We start from the raw sequence: 17058 nt of genomic DNA, 5'->3' as shown, positions 1-17058 counted from the left end.
GATAGCCTTCTTATTAAATTGAAATCTTGAATTGTATTTATTTAGGAAACTTCAGGTTTTTAATGCCCATATTCCATAAAGTGAATGCCCAGATGTCAGCGGCTTCATCAATTACTTTTGTTGTTGGCTTACCGGCGCCGTGCCCGGCTTTGGAGTCGATACGGATCAGATTCGGTTTTTCGCAGCCTTGATTTTCCTGCAGGGTCGCTGCAAATTTGAAAGAGTGCGCCGGTACTACACGGTCATCATGATCGGCAGTGGTGATCATCGTTGCAGGGTAGCAGGTGCCTTTCTTGACATTGTGCAAAGGGGAGTATTTGATCAGGTAGCTGAACTGATCCTGGTTATCGCTGCTGCCGTACTCTACAGCCCAACCCCAGCCTACAGTGAATTTATGATAGCGCAGCATATCCAGTACGCCTACCTGCGGGATAGCTACTGCATACAGATCGGGGCGCTGTGTGAGGCAGGCGCCTACCAGCAGACCTCCGTTAGAACCACCGCGGATAGCGAGCTTGCTACTGGAAGTATATTTTTCTTTGATCAGGAATTCAGCACCAGAGATAAAGTCGTCAAATACATTTTGCTTATTAGACAGCATACCTCCTTTGTGCCATTCTTCGCCAAACTCGCCACCACCACGCAGATTGGCCAGGCAGTATACACCACCACTTTCCAGGAACGGAATCAGTGCCATAGAGAATGATGGGGTCAGACTGATGTTGAACCCGCCATATGCATACAGCATGGTAGGATTATTACCATCCAGCTTCATACCTTTTTTGTAGGTAATGAACATAGGTACTTTAGTACCGTCTTTAGAAGGATAGAAGACCTGTTTTGTCTCATACTCTTCCGGGTTGAATTTGGCACTGGACTTGCGGAACAGGGTAGACTTTCCTGTGGCAATATCATAATGATAAATCGTAGGAGGGTTAATGAATGAAGTATAGGTATAATAGAAATCCTTATCGTCTTTATGTGCACCAAAGCCGCTTGCAGTACCTAATCCGGGTAGGTCAACAATACGTTCTTTCTTGCCTTTATAGTCATATTGTTCTACAACGCTTACCGCATTTTTCAGGTAATTGGCAAACAGTTTGCCACCTGCAGTACCCACGCCTTCCAGTTTTTCTTTCTGTTCCGGAATGATGGTTTGCCAGTTGGCTGCCGCTGGATTTTTTGGATCCAGTAAAACTACTTTATAATTCGGAGCACCGTTATTGGTGTTCAGTACGATTTTATCGCCAATGTTATCTACTACAGAAGCATTGGTTTCGAAGCCTGGTACGATAGTGGTAAAACCTGTAGCAGTTGCATCTTTCAGGTCTTTGATCTTGATCTCGCTACCATCTGTACCTTCTGAAATACCCAGCACAAGGAAGCGCTCATCTTCGGTAAGGTCTGCGCCTACATAGCGTAATGGATGTTCCTTGTCTTCATACACCAGTATATCTTCACTTTGTGCAGTGCCTATTTTATGGAAGAATACTTTCTGGTATTCTGTTTTTGCAGAATATTTGGTGGCCTCATCTTTAGGCTTGGAATAACCGCTGTAGTAAAAGCCTTCTTCACCTTTCCAGGAGATACCGGTGAATTTTACATACTCAATTTTTTCAGAGAGCAGCTTCTTTGTTTTTACATCCAGCACATATATTTCCTGCCAGTCACTACCGGAGGCTGATACTGCATATGCAAAGTATTTTTCTTTTTTGGAGAAAGCTGTCGCCTGTAAGGCTACCGTTCCATCGCTGGATAATTTGTTCGGGTCCAGTAATACTTCTGGCTTGCCATTAATGCCAGTCTGGATATAAAGCACAGACTGGTTCTGTAAACCGTCATTTTTGTAGAAAGTATAGTATTGCCCGTTTTTGAAAGGAGCAGAATATTTTTCATAATTCCATAACTGCGTCAGTCTTTCTCTGATGGCATCGCGGTAAGGAATCTGTTGCAGGTATGCATTGGTAAACTGGTTTTGGGACTGTACCCAGGCTTCCGTTTCTTTGGCCGTATCTTGTTCCAGCCAGCGGTAAGGATCGGTCACCTTCTGACCGAAATAATTGTCGGCCTGGTCTTCTTTACGGGTCTGAGGATAATTCATATGTTGTGCGTTTGACATCTGGGCCATGAGTAACAGCGAGGCCAGAGGCAGAAGAGATTTTTTCATATAAATGATTTATGCTGACCAAAAATAAACAATTTAGAAGATTGTAACACTTTAATCTGTAACTTGGAATCTATTCTCAACAGGCCGTCAGGCTATATTACTGATCATTTTTAATTATAATTATGAAAATAGGATTTCACGGGGCGGCCCGTACGGTAACCGGCTCCAAACACCTCATTACACTGGATAGTGGCAAACAGGTACTGCTGGATTGTGGTATGTTCCAGGGTATGGGTAGTGAAACCATGGAGCTGAATGCTCATTTTGGTTTTAATCCTGCTACGATAGATTATGTGGTGCTGTCGCATGCACATATCGACCATGTAGGTTTACTGCCCAAGCTGGTACTGGAAGGGTTTAAGGGTAAAATATTCTGTACCGAAGCCACAGCGGCATTGGCGGGGCTATTGCTGGCCGATTCTGCCCGGATTCAGGAAAGTGAGGCCACTTATATCAATAAAAGAAGAAAGCGTCAGGGCAGGCCTTTAATCGAGCCCCTGTATACAGAAGAAGATGTAGACAAGGCAACTGCCTTAATGCAGGCTGCACCCCTGGGCGAATGGTACCAGATCGATCCGCAGATCAGCGTGCTGCATACTGAAGCAGGACATATTATCGGCAGCACCTGCGTGCACCTGAAAATAGAAGAAGAGGGTGCGACCAAACATATAACATTCAGCGGAGATGTGGGGCGTTATGACGACGCCATCCTGGATGCTCCGGCTCCTTTCCCGCAGGCAGATATTGTGCTGATGGAAAGTACTTACGGAGACCGGGAGCATAATCGCTTACAACCTTCACTGGAGCGATTCCTGGAGATTATTGTAGAAACCTGCCTGGTTAAAAAAGGTAAACTGATCATACCTTCTTTCAGTGTGGGCCGTACACAGGAACTGCTGTATGCCCTCAATGCACTGTCCTTACAAAAGCGCTTACCACCGGTACCTTATTATGTAGACAGTCCTCTGTCTGTAGAAGCTACGGAACTGACTAAACGCTTTCCGGAATTGTTTAATGATGAGGTGCAGGAAGTGATGAAACGTGATGATGATCCTTTTGCATTTCCTGGATTGACCATGATCAAAAACGTAGATGCTTCCAAAGCATTGAATCTGCGCAACGATCCTTGTGTCATCATCTCTTCTTCCGGTATGGCAGAAGCAGGAAGGGTGAAACATCATATTGCCAATAATATTGAGAATACTCGCAATACAATATTGATCGTAGGATATTGTGAACCTAATTCATTGGGCGGAAAACTGAAGTCCGGTCAGAAAGATGTCACCATTTTCGGTAAGGGTTATGAGGTGAATGCGAGGGTAAAAGTGATTGAGAGCATGAGTGCTCATGGAGACTATAACGACCTCCTGCATTGGATTTCCTGCCAGGATGCGTCAAAAGTGCAGCAGGTATTCCTGGTGCATGGAGAATATGAACCGCAGCGTGCTTTCCGCGAACGGTTGCTGGCTAAGGGTTTCGGCGTAGTACACATCCCAAGGCTGCATCAGCAGGTAACGATATAAAATACGTTTTTAAAATACTGAGGCGCGGGCAAAGCCCGCGCCTCAGTATTTTAAAAACGTTCTTCCACGCCCAATGCAAATAAAGCATAATCATATTTCACCGGGTCTTCCGGATCGAATGCACGCAGGTGTTCGGTAAGTTGTATAGCCGTTTTCCAGTCATTTTGCTTGCGCTCGATTAGTCCCAGTCTGCGGGATACATCTGCCACATGCGTATCTAATGGACAAATAAGTTGTGCCGGAGTCAGGTAATTCCATATACCCAGGTCTACCGGGCTGTCTTTCCGGATCATCCAGCGCAGGAACATATTTAACCGCTTACAGGCGGAGCCCCGTTCCGGGCTGGCAATATGCTTACGGGTGCGCTCTGCAGCATCCGGTATACTGAAGAAATAGTGATGGAAATGATTCAGTGATCGTTCTACATTTACCGCCTCACTTCCCGGGGGGATAAAGGCACTTTCCAGCAGTTCGTATTTGCTGTAATGCGCTTTGAAGAAAGCAATAAAATGTAACAGATCTGTACCGTTAAATGTACGGTGTACAAAATGGAACAGGGGTTTGAGGTCCTGCTCTTCATGTTGTAATACAAACTGGTAAGGAGCATTGTCCATCATCTCCAGCAACCTGCGGCAGTTATTCAGGATCATGGTACGATTGCCCCATGCTAAAATTGCTGCAAAAAATGCAGCAATTTCAATATCCTGTACTTGGGAAAATAAATGTGGTATAGAAACCGGATCTTTCTTTATGAAGGCTTCATTATGATAGGTCTCATATTTCAGATCCAGTAGTTTTTTTACGTTAGTATACATGTACGCTTTGTTAGTTTACCACCAGATGCCCAGCCATTTTTTCTTGATTTTTACAGACTGAATGTGCTGATCCTTATTCGGACGATCGGCCTGATTGCGGGGCTGGTTCACTATTTTCTCCACAACATCCATACCTTTAGTTACCTCACCGAAAACAGTGTAATTGCCATCCAGGAACGGAGTACCACCTATAGTTTTATAGATTTTTCTCTGTGCATCCGGTATTTTTTTATTGTTGCGCTTTTCAATCTGATCCAGCTCCGCATCGGTATATTTTTTACCATCTACGATATAGAACTGGCATCCGGAAGAAGCTTTTTCAGGATTGTTGTCCCGTGCTGCAGCTAAAGCACCTCTTTTGTGAAAATACTCATAGCGGAACTCAGCAGGTACTTTATATCCCACATCGCCATCACCCAGCATTTCGCCGGCTTTCGTCTTTTTGGAATTAGGATCGCCGGACTGGATCATGAAATCAGGAATAACACGGTGGAACAGTACGCCTTCGTAAAAGTGCGATTTAGCCAGCTTTACAAAGTTCTTGGTATGTTGCGGAGTATTGTTATACAGGAAAGCCTCGATTGTGCCGGCATCGGTTTTAATAATGGCTTTATATTTCTGTGCAATAGCTGCAAATGTAGCCGAACTCATTAAAGCCGCTAATAATAAAATCCGTTTCATAATGGGTAATACTTTTTTTAGATTCAGACAAAAATAAGGATAATTGCTGAGCCATGTATCCCTGTTTTTAACTGATCTTATTCCATTGCAAAGTATTGCTCTGGTTATTATGGTGCAATGCCAGGTACAGCATTCTGTGGTTGGGATGGGTAAGGCCGGGGTCTTCAGATAAGATCAGCTCAGCTGCCTTTTTTGTTTCTTCGACCAGCGCTACATCCTGTATGATGTCGGCAATTTTGAAATCGAGTGCCCCACTTTGGCGGGTACCGTATATATCTCCCGGGCCACGCATCTTCAGGTCTTCTTCTGCAATCAGGAAGCCATCGTTGGTCTGCGTCATGATACTCATGCGCTGACGACTCTCTTTAGAGATCTCCTGCCCGGTAAGCAATATGCAGTAAGATTTTTCGCTGCCACGCCCCACACGCCCACGCAGCTGGTGTAGCTGGGACAGCCCGAAGCGTTCAGCACTTTCGATCAGCATTACTGATGCATTGGGTACATTTACCCCCACTTCGATTACGGTTGTGGATACCAGTATATGGGCCTCGCCGGAAACGAAGCGCTGCATGTTCCGGTCCTTTTCATCGGCAGGCTGACGGCCATGAACCATAGCCACGTTATATTTCGGATCGGGGAAGTATGTTTTGACCTGCTCGTAATTGGCGATCAGGCTCTCATAGTCCAGCTTATCACTCTCATCAATCAAAGGGTATACGATATAGATCTGTCGCCCCTTTTCAATTTCATATTTGATGAATTCCATGATTTTGAACCGGTACACATCGAATCGGTGGGTGGTGTGAATAGGCTTGCGTCCCGGAGGTAACTCGTCAATAACAGATACGTCCAGGTCTCCGTACAGGGTCATGGCCAGTGTGCGGGGAATAGGGGTTGCCGTCATGACCAATACATGCGGTGGTAATGTATTTTTCTGCCATAGCTTAGCTCTTTGCGATACCCCGAAACGGTGCTGCTCATCGATCACCGCCAGGCCCAGGTTCCGGAATGCAACCTTATCTTCTACCAGGGCATGGGTACCCACAACAATATGTATAGTGCCCTCTTTCAGACCCTCCAGTATACGGCGGCGCTCCCTGGTCTTTACTGACCCGGTGAGGATGGCTATTGAGACCGGCATATCTTTCAATAAATCTCTGATGCCCTGAAAGTGTTGCTGGGCTAATATCTCAGTAGGTGCCATCATACAGCTCTGGTAGCCGTTATCTGCGGCTATAAGCATGCTCAGCAAGGCCACCATTGTCTTGCCACTGCCCACATCTCCCTGTACCAGCCGGTTCATCTGTCTTCCCTGCAGGGTATCGGTTCGGATTTCTTTAATAACCCTTTTCTGAGCCCCGGTAAGGTCGAAAGGCAGGTAATCGTTGTAGAAGGTATTGAACAGATCGCCCACAGAACCGAACACATAGCCCGGTTGCTGGTGATTGCGAATATTGGCACGTGTGATTTTCAATTGTGCGATCAATAGCTCCTCCCATTTAAGGCGGTGGCTGGCGCGTTGCTGTGCCATAGCATTCTGAGGGAAGTGTATCTGGCTTAAGGCTTCGTACCGGCCGCAAAGATTGTACTGCTGCAGGATGTTTGGAGGAAGCGTTTCATAAATATCTCCCGGTCTGATCTTTTCGAGCAGTGCCTGGGTCACCTTTGCAAATGAACGGTTGTTTAGTCCCTTGGATCTCAGTTTTTCTGTTACACTGTATGCGGGTTGCATCGTGGGCACTGCATTATGCTGCCCCGGTTTGATGGCTTCAATCTCTGGATGGGTAATGGTAGGGAAACCATTAAAAAAGGTCAGCTTACCAAATATGCTGTACGCCGTATTGGGTTGTATATTTTTCTGTACATAGCTGATGCCCTGAAACCATACCAGTTCCAGCTGACCCGTCTGGTCATATAGTGTGGCCGTCAGCCTTTTCTTAAAACCACTGCCATGCTCATTAAAGTTCATAATGATCCCCTTCAGCTGTACCCATTCCTGGTCTGGCTGTAACGATTGTATATTCTGCACCTGGGTGCCGTCGATATAGCGGTAGGGAAAGTAATGGAGCAGATCTCCATAGGTACTGATATGCAGTTCCTTGCGGAGCAGTTCCGCCTTAAAGGAGCCGATTCCTTTCAGGAATTCGACTGAGGTTTGCAATATGGGTTCTCCGCTGTAGCTGATGGTTTTGGGCTTGTTGAAATTACGGGTACAAAACTAAAGAATATTTTGCCGATTACATGCGAAAGGGCTGCCGTATGGCAGCCCTTTCGCATGTGTGTATTATGAGGGACAATTTTTGATCTTAGAACTTATAAGAATAAGTCAGTGATAAAGTGGTACCTGGTCTGTATTGTTGCAGGATCCAGTCTTTATTTGCCTGCATGCTGCCGTCTTTGAATGCAGAACCGGTAAATTTACTGTCGCTGTCCTGGTCGAAGTAGAAACGGTAAGGACTGCTCAGGATGTCTTTAACATTCAGTTTTAGTTCGCTTCTTTCAGACAGGTTGTATGCTACCTGGAAGTCTAACAGGTTACGTGGCATTTCATATACATCTCCGAAACGTCCGTCACCCACCAGGTAAATGCGCTGACCGATTACGTTGTACATCGCTGTCAGGTTCAGTTTGCTGTTAGGAGAGCGGTAGCTCAGGCTGGTATTGATCATGTACGGAGACTGTCCGGCCAGTGGGCGGGAGTCAGAAGCGATACCGTTGATATAACGTGTCTTGTCCAGTGTAACTTTAGAATTGATCAGGGCTACGTTTGCATAGAACGTAAAGTTGTTCAGGAAATCGCTACCCAGGAAACCTAATTTCTTACGAATTTCCAATTCCACACCGATGTTACGGGCATTAGGGAAGTTCATAGGAGTGATGTCATATGCACTGTTAGAACCGTACAGGTAATTCTCAATAGGGTTAGAGAAGTCCTTGTAGAATACTGATGCAGAAAGGATCTCACCACCGGTAGGGAAGTATTCATACTTCAGATCGAAGTTGTTGATCGTCGTTCTTTTCAGATTTGGGTTACCGTTGATGTTCGCATTCAGCTCATAGTCATAATAGCTCAGTAAAGCCATCTCTCTCAGCTCCGGACGGGCCAGGCTCTTGAAGTAAGAAGCACGCAGGTTGGTTTTCTCTGTCAGGGCATAGGTCAGGTTAGCAGATGGTAATACATCCCACCAGAACTGATCTACATACTTTTTCTCTACAGTGCTCAGGTCAATTTTATATGCTTCGAGACGTGCACCCCAAACCAGTCTTAATTTATCAGTGAATTTGTTGTCCAGCATAGCGTAAGCTCCGGAAGTGCTGGATTGTGCAGTGTATGCATCTCCAGGACCGGTCTGGTCTCTGAAATCATAGATCTGATTGTTAATATTAGTCGGGCTGAACAGGTCTTGAATACCATTTTTCAGTACACTCTGATCAGATGTAGTCGCACCCACATATCTGTTGCTGAAATCGCGGGTACGGTATTGTCCGAACAGACCGGTTTTTAAAGTTGATTTTTCAAACAGGTTAACCGGCTTGCTGTAGTTGATGTTCGCATTGATGATAGATTCACCCAGTTTGCTGAACATACGGTTATTGGCTTTACCCAGGGTACCCAGATCCGCTACATAAGCTTGCTCAGCGTTGTTATAACCGTAGGATAATTTCTTCTGATCCGGTTGGTTATTGCTGATATAGTTGTACGATAATAACCAGTTGATTTTGCTCTGACCAGCTAATTGGTGCTCACCATTCAAAGTAGTTTTGAACAGGGCTTTCTGTACCAGGTCAAAGGCATAGTAACGGATGTCTGTACCTCTTCCGATGTTCAATCCTTCACGATACATGAAGTTGTCATCGAAGTTGCGGTTATATAATGTTTTCAGACCGATCTTGCTTTTACCGTAGTAGTAGCCCATATTCACCACACCACCTAAAGTAGTAGAGTAGTTATATACATTATCAGTATAGTTATAGTCATCGTACTGGCGCAGTACATTTGGTCTGATGTTCTCGCTGTGGTTGTAGTTAAGGGCACCGAAGAAACCGAATTTACGGCCGTTGCCCAGTCTGTATATACGACCCAGGCCCGCTTGCAGGTTCATCATCGGTAAGGCGCTGCGTGTCTGTACACTGAAGTCATTGTTCAGCATATTCAGGTATGATGCGCTTTGAGCCGGAGACAGGAATCCACCTGCTTCTTTAACATTAGGGAAGTTTTTAGGCAATTTTCTGCCATTGTCAAATCCCAGGAAATCGGTGCTGCTTTTATAACCCGTTTTGAAATCTTTAAAGGTAGATACGGTATTGTAACCTGTACCGATGCTGATATTGTTGAAGTTCTCTTCAGGTACTTCTTTAGTCAGTACGTTGATCACTCCACCTGCGAAATCGGCAGGCAGATCCGGTGTACCGGCTTTAGTGATGATGATATTGTCAATTACCGCAGAAGGGATAATGTCGAAAGAGAATGCCTTACGGTTAGGTTCAGTACTAGGCAGTACCGCATCATCTACCAGGGCAGTATTATAACGGTCGCTCAGACCGCGGATGATTACAAATTTGTTATCCTGGATAGTTGTACCGCTTACCCTTTTCAGAACATCGGCAGTGTTTCTGTCCGGAGAACGTTTGATCGCTTCTGCAGAGATACCGTCAGAAACGGATGCTGCATTTTTCTGCATGGTGAACAGCGCATTTACCGTTTCCTTCTTCATGGAGCTGCTTACAACAACCTCATTCAGCTCGGTAGATTTGGATTCATTCATTACTACATTTACAGCAGGCATACTCGCACCTTCCGCAATTGTGATATCCGTAACCTCTTTGCTTTGATAGCCCATGCTCTCGATCACAATTTTATAATTACCTGGCTTCAGGGTAAACTCAAAATTACCGTCAATGTCGGTAAGGGAATTCAGTGTACTGGTTGTTTTACCGGTTTCAAATACACTTACGGCCACCCCTGGTAATCCTTCGCTGTTGCTGCCGTCTTTAATATTACCTTTAAGATTAGGCGCATTTTGTGCGAATGCAGTTGTAGCGATAGACGCAATGGCAACTGTAGTAATAATTTTGTGCATACTTATTTCGTGTTGTGGAATTTCGCGCAAAGGTTTAAACTTAATGTTACTACAGTTTGAAATTATTGTTACTTAATTATTAACTATTAACCGGAAAGGGGTACTGAGCTGTCTCAGTACCCCTTTCCGGTTATGTTTACTATACTATATATATAGTTATACTGCTGTATTGCAGAGTTCAATTACGGCATCTACCCAGTCATCGGCCGTATTCATACAAGGAATGTACTCATATGCCGTACCGCCATTAGAGATAAAATCTTCTTTGCCGCGCATTTCGATTTCTTCCAATGTTTCCAGGCAGTCGCTGACAAATGATGGGCATACTACTTTCAGGCGCTTAACCCCGTTTGCCGGCATTTCCGGTATTACGGTCTGTGTACTTGGCAGTAACCAAGGGTCACGGCCCAGGCGGCTCTGGTAGCTTTGCTGCCATTTGGTTTTAGGCAGGCCCAGTTTTTTAGTCACCAGCTCGCTGGTCATCGTTACCTGGTGACGGTAGCAGGTTTTATGGCTCGGGTTAGACTTGTAACAGCAGTTCTCCACCTTCATACAATGTTGTCCGGTAGGGTCTGTTTTGGTTACATGGCGCTCCGGGATACCATGATAGCTGAATAAAAGCTGATCAAAGCTGTCGGTATCAGCCACATGTGGTTTAATGCTGTTAGACAGGGCCGCAATATAAGCCGGGTGGTTGTAGAACGGAGGCACAACACTCAGTTTAAAACTGTATTGATGCTTTTGTTTGGCCTGAACCATATGCTCCACAGCTGTTTCATAGCTGCTCATAGCATAGTGTGGGTATAAAGGGAATAAGATTACCTCTTCCAGGTCCGGATTTTCTTTTAATAAAGCCTCATAAGCTGCTTCAGGAGTCGGATTGCCATAACGCATAGATATGGTTACCGGCATATTGGTCTTCTCAGCTACCTTATCCTTCAATTGTTGGGTCAGGACTACCAGCGGAGAACCCTCAGGCCACCATATCTGCTCATATGCTTCTGCAGATTTAGGGGCACGGAAAGGAACAATAATACCTTTAACCAACAGATAACGAAGCAGGAATGGTTTGTCAATTACCCGTTCATCCATCAGGAACTCATTCAGGTATTTGCGCAGATCTTTTACAGAAGTGCTGTCCGGAGAACCCAAATTCATTAAAATCAAGCCCTTTTTAGCCATTTGTACTGAAAATTTTCGCAAAAGTACTTCTTAATAATGACTTTTCCCCAATAGTGCTATAAGTATAAATAATCGCTTTTATGACAATTGAATGACAGATGCAGTACCGGGTGTGAAAAGGATAATGTACCTTTGTCCCCGGAATTTAATTCTTGTGTAGATCACATATGATTTTAGACGAGCGGAACAATTTACAGGAATTTTGGTGTGTAGGTATTAACCACTTGAACACGAGTACGGAGATCCGTAGTCGTTTTGCTGTTGGTGCAGATGCCTATGACCGTTTACTGGCCGATGCCCCTGATTTTGGGGTTGGGGCCCTTTTCGTGATATCTACCTGTAACCGTACAGAAGTATATGGCGTTGCCAAAGATGTAGAGTTGCTGATGGCCCTGATGTGTAAATACACAGATGGTGATCTGCACTTGCTCAGAGAGCATGCTTATACCATGGAGAGTACTAAAGCGGTACAGCATTTATTTAATGTTGCAGCTGGCATTGACTCGCAGATACTGGGCGATTACGAGATTGTAGGACAATTAAAAACGGCTTTTAACTACGCCAAAGAGAAAGGCAAGACCAATGCATTTCTTGACCGGTTGTTTAATACAGTACTGCAGTCTTCCCGTGCGATTCGCAGCCAGACCAATCTGAGCAGCGGCACCGTATCGGTAGCTTATGCGGCCGTACAGTTTCTGAAATGGCATGTGCCGACCTTAAGCGCCAGCAAAATACTGGTTATAGGGGTGGGGGATATAGGTAAGAATACCTGTAAAAACCTGATTCAGGAATTGGGTCTGAAAGACAACCTGGCTGTGGTAAACCGTACCGAAGATAAAGCAGCAACTTTTGCCGCAGAATTGGGCATTCAGCATATTCCATTTGCAGAAATGAGTGAGGCGATTCATAACTATGATGTAGTTATAGTAGCTACGAATGCAACTGCACCGATTATTACCGAAGCACATTTTACCCAGGAGGATCACAAGATCATTATTGACCTTTCTATTCCTAATAATGTAAGCCCATCTCTGGGCAGCTATAAGCATATTATCCTGGCCAATGTCGACAATCTGTCCAAGATCAATGATGCTACCCTGCAGCGCCGCCAGGAAGAAGTGCCGAAGGCTAAAGCATTAATATCATTCTATATTCACGAATTTGCAGAATGGTATATCATGCGCCAGAGTGTACCGGTACTGAAGGTGGCCAAAGAAAAGATTAAAGAACTGAACGGAGAGCTGGCAGATGCTATAGAGGATAAAGACTTTGACCATACGGTACAGAAAGTGCTGAACAATATGGCCGTGAAACTGAAGAGCGATCAGAACAGACCAGGATGTAACTATATAGAAGCCATGAATGATTATATTATGTCCTCTATCCTTAACAAATAAGCAATACATCATTTACTATATAAAAGGAGCCGCAAGATCATCTTGCGGCTCCTTTTATATATATTAACTGACTATCCGCATTTAGGTAACTATTTTATTCGTCCTTTTGTCCGGCAACAAAAGGACCAAAAATGCCTTTGTTTTCATCAAGGCGATTGCAGGGCACCGCCATTTTGTACCGTTGCGTGCACTGATCGTTTGAGCTTAACGTGTAACACGTTCGCTGCTCAACGATCGCAGCTCCAACCAAAATGGCCTTATAAATCCGGCGTTCATAAAATCATTGGCTCGGTCGATAGAGTTGCAAACCACTGTCTGAACGAAGTGAGTCTGGTTTGCGACCGGCCGACACATTGATTTTTAGCCAGGGATGTATATAGCCTTGATTTTTTGGCGGTACCTTTTGCATCAAGACAAAAGGTAGCAATAGATATATAAGCTACTTAAATCATAATACTAGACTTTGTTTCCTTTAAGCGGACACCCAATATATATTAATACCTGCTGATAAAAAAAGACCGGGAACGTATATCGTTCCCGGTCTTTTTATCAGAACCAATCTATCTTATCGGAATAAGGTGACTGTTCCTTTATATGTTTTGAGTTCCTTGTTAGGCAGTTCCACTGTAATGATATAACTATATACAGCTTGTGCACATGGATTTCCTTCAAAGTTACCATCCCATCCTTTCATCGGATCGATAGTGTTGAAGACTTGCTGACCCCATCTGTTATAGATTTCGAATCGCAGCAGTTTCTGGAATTTGGCATTGGTCAGACCGAATACATCGTTTTTGCCGTCACCGTTTGGTGTAAATGCATTTGGCATAATCGGATCCAGCGGATATTTAACTTCCAGGTCAATTGATGCAGTGTCTTTACAACCATACTCATCTACACCGATTACCTTGAAGGTGCCTGGCTCAGTGATCGGGAAGGTTCTTGCATATTGATTATCCGGATCGTAGAACATACTTACTGGTAACCAGGAATATAAGATACCACCCATTGCAGACATATTTACTTCTTCACCATAGTTTACGGTAGTACCGCTGACTGGAAGAACATTTGTTAACTGGAACGGAGGTCTTACATTGATGATCATTTGATGATCTGTAGCACAGTTCGCTAATGGAGTCGTTACATGCAGGTTATATGTATAAGTTCCGGTTGGTCTTAACAGGTAGTTTGTACCGATATTAGCCGCTCTCAGACCAGTGCTTGGAGTCCAGGTATACAGGTAATTAACCGTGTCAGGATAGACTGATACCGCGATTACCGCAGAGTCCTGACCGCAGACGATCGTATCGGAAGGCATGGAGATTATAGGATACTGTTCTACCAGAGCATGGAATGTTTTGCTGTGCGGAGGACAGGTAGCCGGAGCGCCAGGTTGTCTTACTGTAATAGTATAGTCGCGGGTTGTTAACAGGATCGGGTTGATCGTCAGGCTGCCCAGGTTATATTGTACAGGTGTCCAGTCAAAGTCCAGGGTAGGGTCTGTATCGGCAGTAATAGATATCTGCGTACCAGGGCAATAAGCCGGTAAGGGGTTAGAGATATTCACATACAGAGAGTCTAAGATGTAAACGGTATCTTTCTTAATTACATTTTGTACACCATTATCACATCCACAAGGGTTCAGTGCCTCAATGATTACCATTTTAGGACCGGTAGGCATGTTAGGTACCAGTAATGGTTTGATTTCTATAGTTCTGCTGGTTTGTAGAGCACTGAAGTAAACTGTATCTGGCAGGTATTGGTAGTCGGTTCCGTTTACAGCATCACCTAATTTGTTGATGTGCAGGATCATTGGTACTGTAGTGTCACCACCTCTTGTAAAGGTGATTTTAGCAGAATTACAACCTCTTACGGTGTGTTTTCTGTCCAGTTCATTACCACCCTGGCCTGATTCTGTTTCCATTTCAATACTTACGATATCATAAGCGAATTTGAATGTAATGTTATCATTGGTACCACCGTTTAATTTAACCGGTGCGTAAGACCATGGAGTAGTAGGGAAGCCTGTGCTTGTACCACATACAGACTGGTATACGATACCATTAGGGTCCATACGACAGATACCGGTGTGGAAGTGGTCACCACTGGCACTTCCGAAGAAGCTACCAAAGATCAGTTCCGTAAAGTTTGCTTTAAAGGCTGCGAAGTAAGAAGGTTTAGGAGACGCATCGAATGCATCCGGAGTCAGTGGCATACCAGTCTGGTTACTTGAGCTGGTTACTGTAGAGATCATAATGTTACCACAGATATCCACCATCATCGCCGTAGGCGTAATGCTGCTATTGTTTGCACCTGTTCTGGTAGAAGCAATAGTAGAAGAAAGACTTGGATTCAGTTTGTCGATAAATACATATCCGTTTGATACCAGACCTTGTGCAGGAGTATTGGTAACAGGGTATGAACCATCTGTTCTACCAGCGATAAAGATATTATTACCACAGTCAAATGCTACACGGTAAGCGATATCTGTACCGGAAGTACCTAACAAAGTACTTGCCTGAACGATAGGGTTATTGTTGCGGAATTTAACAGCAAAACCGTCGATACCACCACCTGAAGTGGTATGGTAAGCACCTGCAGTAGTAGGGAAGTTGGAAGAGCCGGCATAACCTGCAACAACCATCTCGTCTGTATTCTTATTGTATTCAATACCGATAGCACCATCCCAGGCATTACCACCCATATAAGTAGCGTACATTAAGGAACTTAAGTTGCCATTCAGTTTAGCGATTACCGCATCGTGGCTACCACCATTGGCAGACTGGTATGCTGTAGCAGTAGTAGGGAAGTCGGTAGAAGCAGTGTTGGATACTACCCAGATATTACCGGAAGCATCGAATGCAACGTCGGCAGGGTTACCGTTAGAACCACCCAGACCTGTATAGGCAAAGGTAGAACCGTTTTGTAAGGCTTCCATACCGGTACCACCCAGGTAAGTACTGGCCAGGATGCCAGAACCGTCAGCAGTAAATTTAACTACATAGATATCTGATCCACCATTCAGTGTACTTTGATAAGCGCCTGTTGTAACCGGCATAGTAGCTGTAGACACGTTACCGGCCATTACCAGCTGGTTACTGTCGTTTACTCTTAAAGTATTAGGCTGAACGTTGTTGTTGGTACCACCGAAGTAAGTAGAGTATACCAGTGTAGAGCCGTTAGAAGTATATTTATTAATACCTGCACAACCTGTACCACCAGGGAAAGTAGTCTGGTAAGCACCCGTTGTTGTAGGCCAGCCTATACCGTAAGCCAATGACGCAGTATAGGTATTACCTGCTTTGTCATAAGTGGTAGAGTGAGCATAGTATGGCGTAGTACCTACACCACCGCTATATGTTGCAAAAACCAGGGCCGGGTCAATCACCAGGTCGTAGTTTTTGTTATATCCTTTAGGGAAATCAAAGGTAAGTTCTCCTTTCTCGTATTTATAACGGGAAGGAACCGTCACTTTCTGGCCGTCGATCAGCTGGTAAGTAACCGGGGCATGTTCAATTACCTTATTTACGCTTGTAGTAATCAGCAGGGAACCGTCAGCCTGAATTTTAGGGCTCACACCATCGAAAGACAGGTGAATTTGCTGAGGGTTAGCACCTTGCTTCACGACAAAGTCATACTTTACATTGTTGTTTTCTGAATAAACCTTCAGATCAACACCGTTATATATATCATGTTGGGTTACACCTTCGTATAATCCTACATGTCCAGCCCATTTGCTGGCATCGTTACCGATAAAGTAGTTATGATACGTACTTTTCTTACCGGAATTGCTGTAAGATACATTAGTATTAGCACCTACAAAGTTTACTTTATAAGCGTGGCCGTGTATCGGCAGGTCGGCAGAATTGTTGCCCTTGTCTGCTGCTTCGTGGAATGCTTCCAGATCATCTGAACTGACAAAGTTGTACACGAAGCCCTTGTCGGTAAGGAACATAACACCACCGGCAACATGTGCCTGATACTTGGCTTCCGAAACCCATTGTCCTTTATTCTCAATAAAAGAAAGTGCAGCCTGCTCTCCGGCCTCGTGCTGATGCTTTGCATCCGGTATTTTAGGACCACCCCAGCTGGTAGATGCAGCCAGGCCTAAAATGCCGGTTAGTAATAAAAATTTACCCATAGTACACTAGTTATTTTACAATGATGGTTATTAATTGTCACACCCTAATAAAGACTACCATTCCGGTAGAT

General features: G+C 44.5%; 9 protein-coding genes. 2 read left to right on the top strand and 7 right to left on the bottom strand.

What is annotated here, in order from left to right; all coding sequences use genetic code 11:
• Window positions 1-37: 37 nt before the first annotated feature.
• Window positions 38-2167, bottom strand: a complete 2130-nt coding sequence (locus tag FTD44_RS05540) for a prolyl oligopeptidase family serine peptidase (protein WP_246625354.1) — start codon at window positions 2165-2167, stop codon at window positions 38-40.
• Window positions 2168-2289: 122 nt separating this feature from the next.
• Here FTD44_RS05540 and FTD44_RS05535 point away from each other — a divergent pair, with 122 nt between their 5' ends.
• Window positions 2290-3690 carry an MBL fold metallo-hydrolase RNA specificity domain-containing protein gene (locus FTD44_RS05535; RefSeq protein WP_222165542.1) on the top strand — a complete coding sequence of 467 codons (1401 nt, stop codon included), beginning with the start codon at window positions 2290-2292 and terminating at the stop codon, window positions 3688-3690.
• A gap of 50 nt (window positions 3691-3740) precedes the next feature.
• Here the strand turns inward: FTD44_RS05535 and FTD44_RS05530 are convergent, their stop codons facing one another.
• The 5 genes from FTD44_RS05530 to hemH form a co-directional block, all read right to left on the bottom strand.
• Window positions 3741-4505: a TIGR02757 family protein gene (locus FTD44_RS05530; RefSeq protein WP_222165541.1), complete on the bottom strand. Its 765-nt coding sequence runs from the start codon at window positions 4503-4505 to the stop codon at window positions 3741-3743.
• 15 nt (window positions 4506-4520) lie between these two features.
• Window positions 4521-5186 carry a peptidylprolyl isomerase gene (locus FTD44_RS05525; protein WP_129020058.1) on the bottom strand — a complete coding sequence of 222 codons (666 nt, stop codon included), beginning with the start codon at window positions 5184-5186 and terminating at the stop codon, window positions 4521-4523.
• Between the two features lie 67 nt (window positions 5187-5253).
• Window positions 5254-7347, bottom strand: coding sequence for an ATP-dependent DNA helicase RecG (gene recG, locus FTD44_RS05520; protein ID WP_222165540.1), 2094 nt, complete (start codon window positions 7345-7347; stop codon window positions 5254-5256).
• A 145-nt stretch (window positions 7348-7492) separates the two neighbouring features.
• On the bottom strand, window positions 7493-10267 hold the full coding sequence (locus FTD44_RS05515) for a TonB-dependent receptor (RefSeq protein ID WP_222165539.1): 2775 nt from the start codon (window positions 10265-10267) through the stop codon (window positions 7493-7495).
• 156 nt (window positions 10268-10423) lie between these two features.
• A complete protein-coding gene (hemH, locus tag FTD44_RS05510; protein WP_222165538.1) occupies window positions 10424-11449 on the bottom strand; it encodes a ferrochelatase in 1026 nt (341 codons plus the stop codon).
• A 167-nt stretch (window positions 11450-11616) separates the two neighbouring features.
• Between hemH and hemA the strand changes: the two genes are divergently transcribed.
• Window positions 11617-12846: a glutamyl-tRNA reductase gene (hemA, locus tag FTD44_RS05505; RefSeq protein ID WP_262901660.1), complete on the top strand. Its 1230-nt coding sequence runs from the start codon at window positions 11617-11619 to the stop codon at window positions 12844-12846.
• A 565-nt stretch (window positions 12847-13411) separates the two neighbouring features.
• On the opposite strand, the gene FTD44_RS05500 is transcribed toward hemA, so the two are convergent.
• Complete coding sequence (locus tag FTD44_RS05500) at window positions 13412-16987, bottom strand: gliding motility-associated C-terminal domain-containing protein (RefSeq protein WP_222165536.1); 3576 nt, start codon at window positions 16985-16987, stop codon at window positions 13412-13414.
• Window positions 16988-17058: the final 71 nt, after the last annotated feature.

This window comes from Edaphocola aurantiacus (assembly GCF_019797745.1).
GTDB lineage: Bacteria > Bacteroidota > Bacteroidia > Chitinophagales > Chitinophagaceae > Edaphocola > Edaphocola aurantiacus.
Note: the sequence above shows the minus strand (reverse complement) of the source record. Positions and strands in the feature narration are given on the sequence as shown.

What these genes read in the sequence shown, in the direction of transcription:
- FTD44_RS05530 (WP_222165541.1), bottom strand. Translation starts at nt 4,505, where the DNA reads ATGTATACTAACGTAAAAAAACTACTGGATCTGAAATATGAGACCTAT.
- FTD44_RS05535 (WP_222165542.1), top strand. Translation starts at nt 2,290, where the DNA reads ATGAAAATAGGATTTCACGGGGCGGCCCGTACGGTAACCGGCTCCAAA.
- FTD44_RS05525 (WP_129020058.1), bottom strand. Translation starts at nt 5,186, where the DNA reads ATGAAACGGATTTTATTATTAGCGGCTTTAATGAGTTCGGCTACATTT.
- hemA (WP_262901660.1), top strand. Translation starts at nt 11,617, where the DNA reads ATGATTTTAGACGAGCGGAACAATTTACAGGAATTTTGGTGTGTAGGT.
- FTD44_RS05500 (WP_222165536.1), bottom strand. Translation starts at nt 16,987, where the DNA reads ATGGGTAAATTTTTATTACTAACCGGCATTTTAGGCCTGGCTGCATCT.
- FTD44_RS05540 (WP_246625354.1), bottom strand. Translation starts at nt 2,167, where the DNA reads ATGAAAAAATCTCTTCTGCCTCTGGCCTCGCTGTTACTCATGGCCCAG.
- hemH (WP_222165538.1), bottom strand. Translation starts at nt 11,449, where the DNA reads ATGGCTAAAAAGGGCTTGATTTTAATGAATTTGGGTTCTCCGGACAGC.
- FTD44_RS05515 (WP_222165539.1), bottom strand. Translation starts at nt 10,267, where the DNA reads ATGCACAAAATTATTACTACAGTTGCCATTGCGTCTATCGCTACAACT.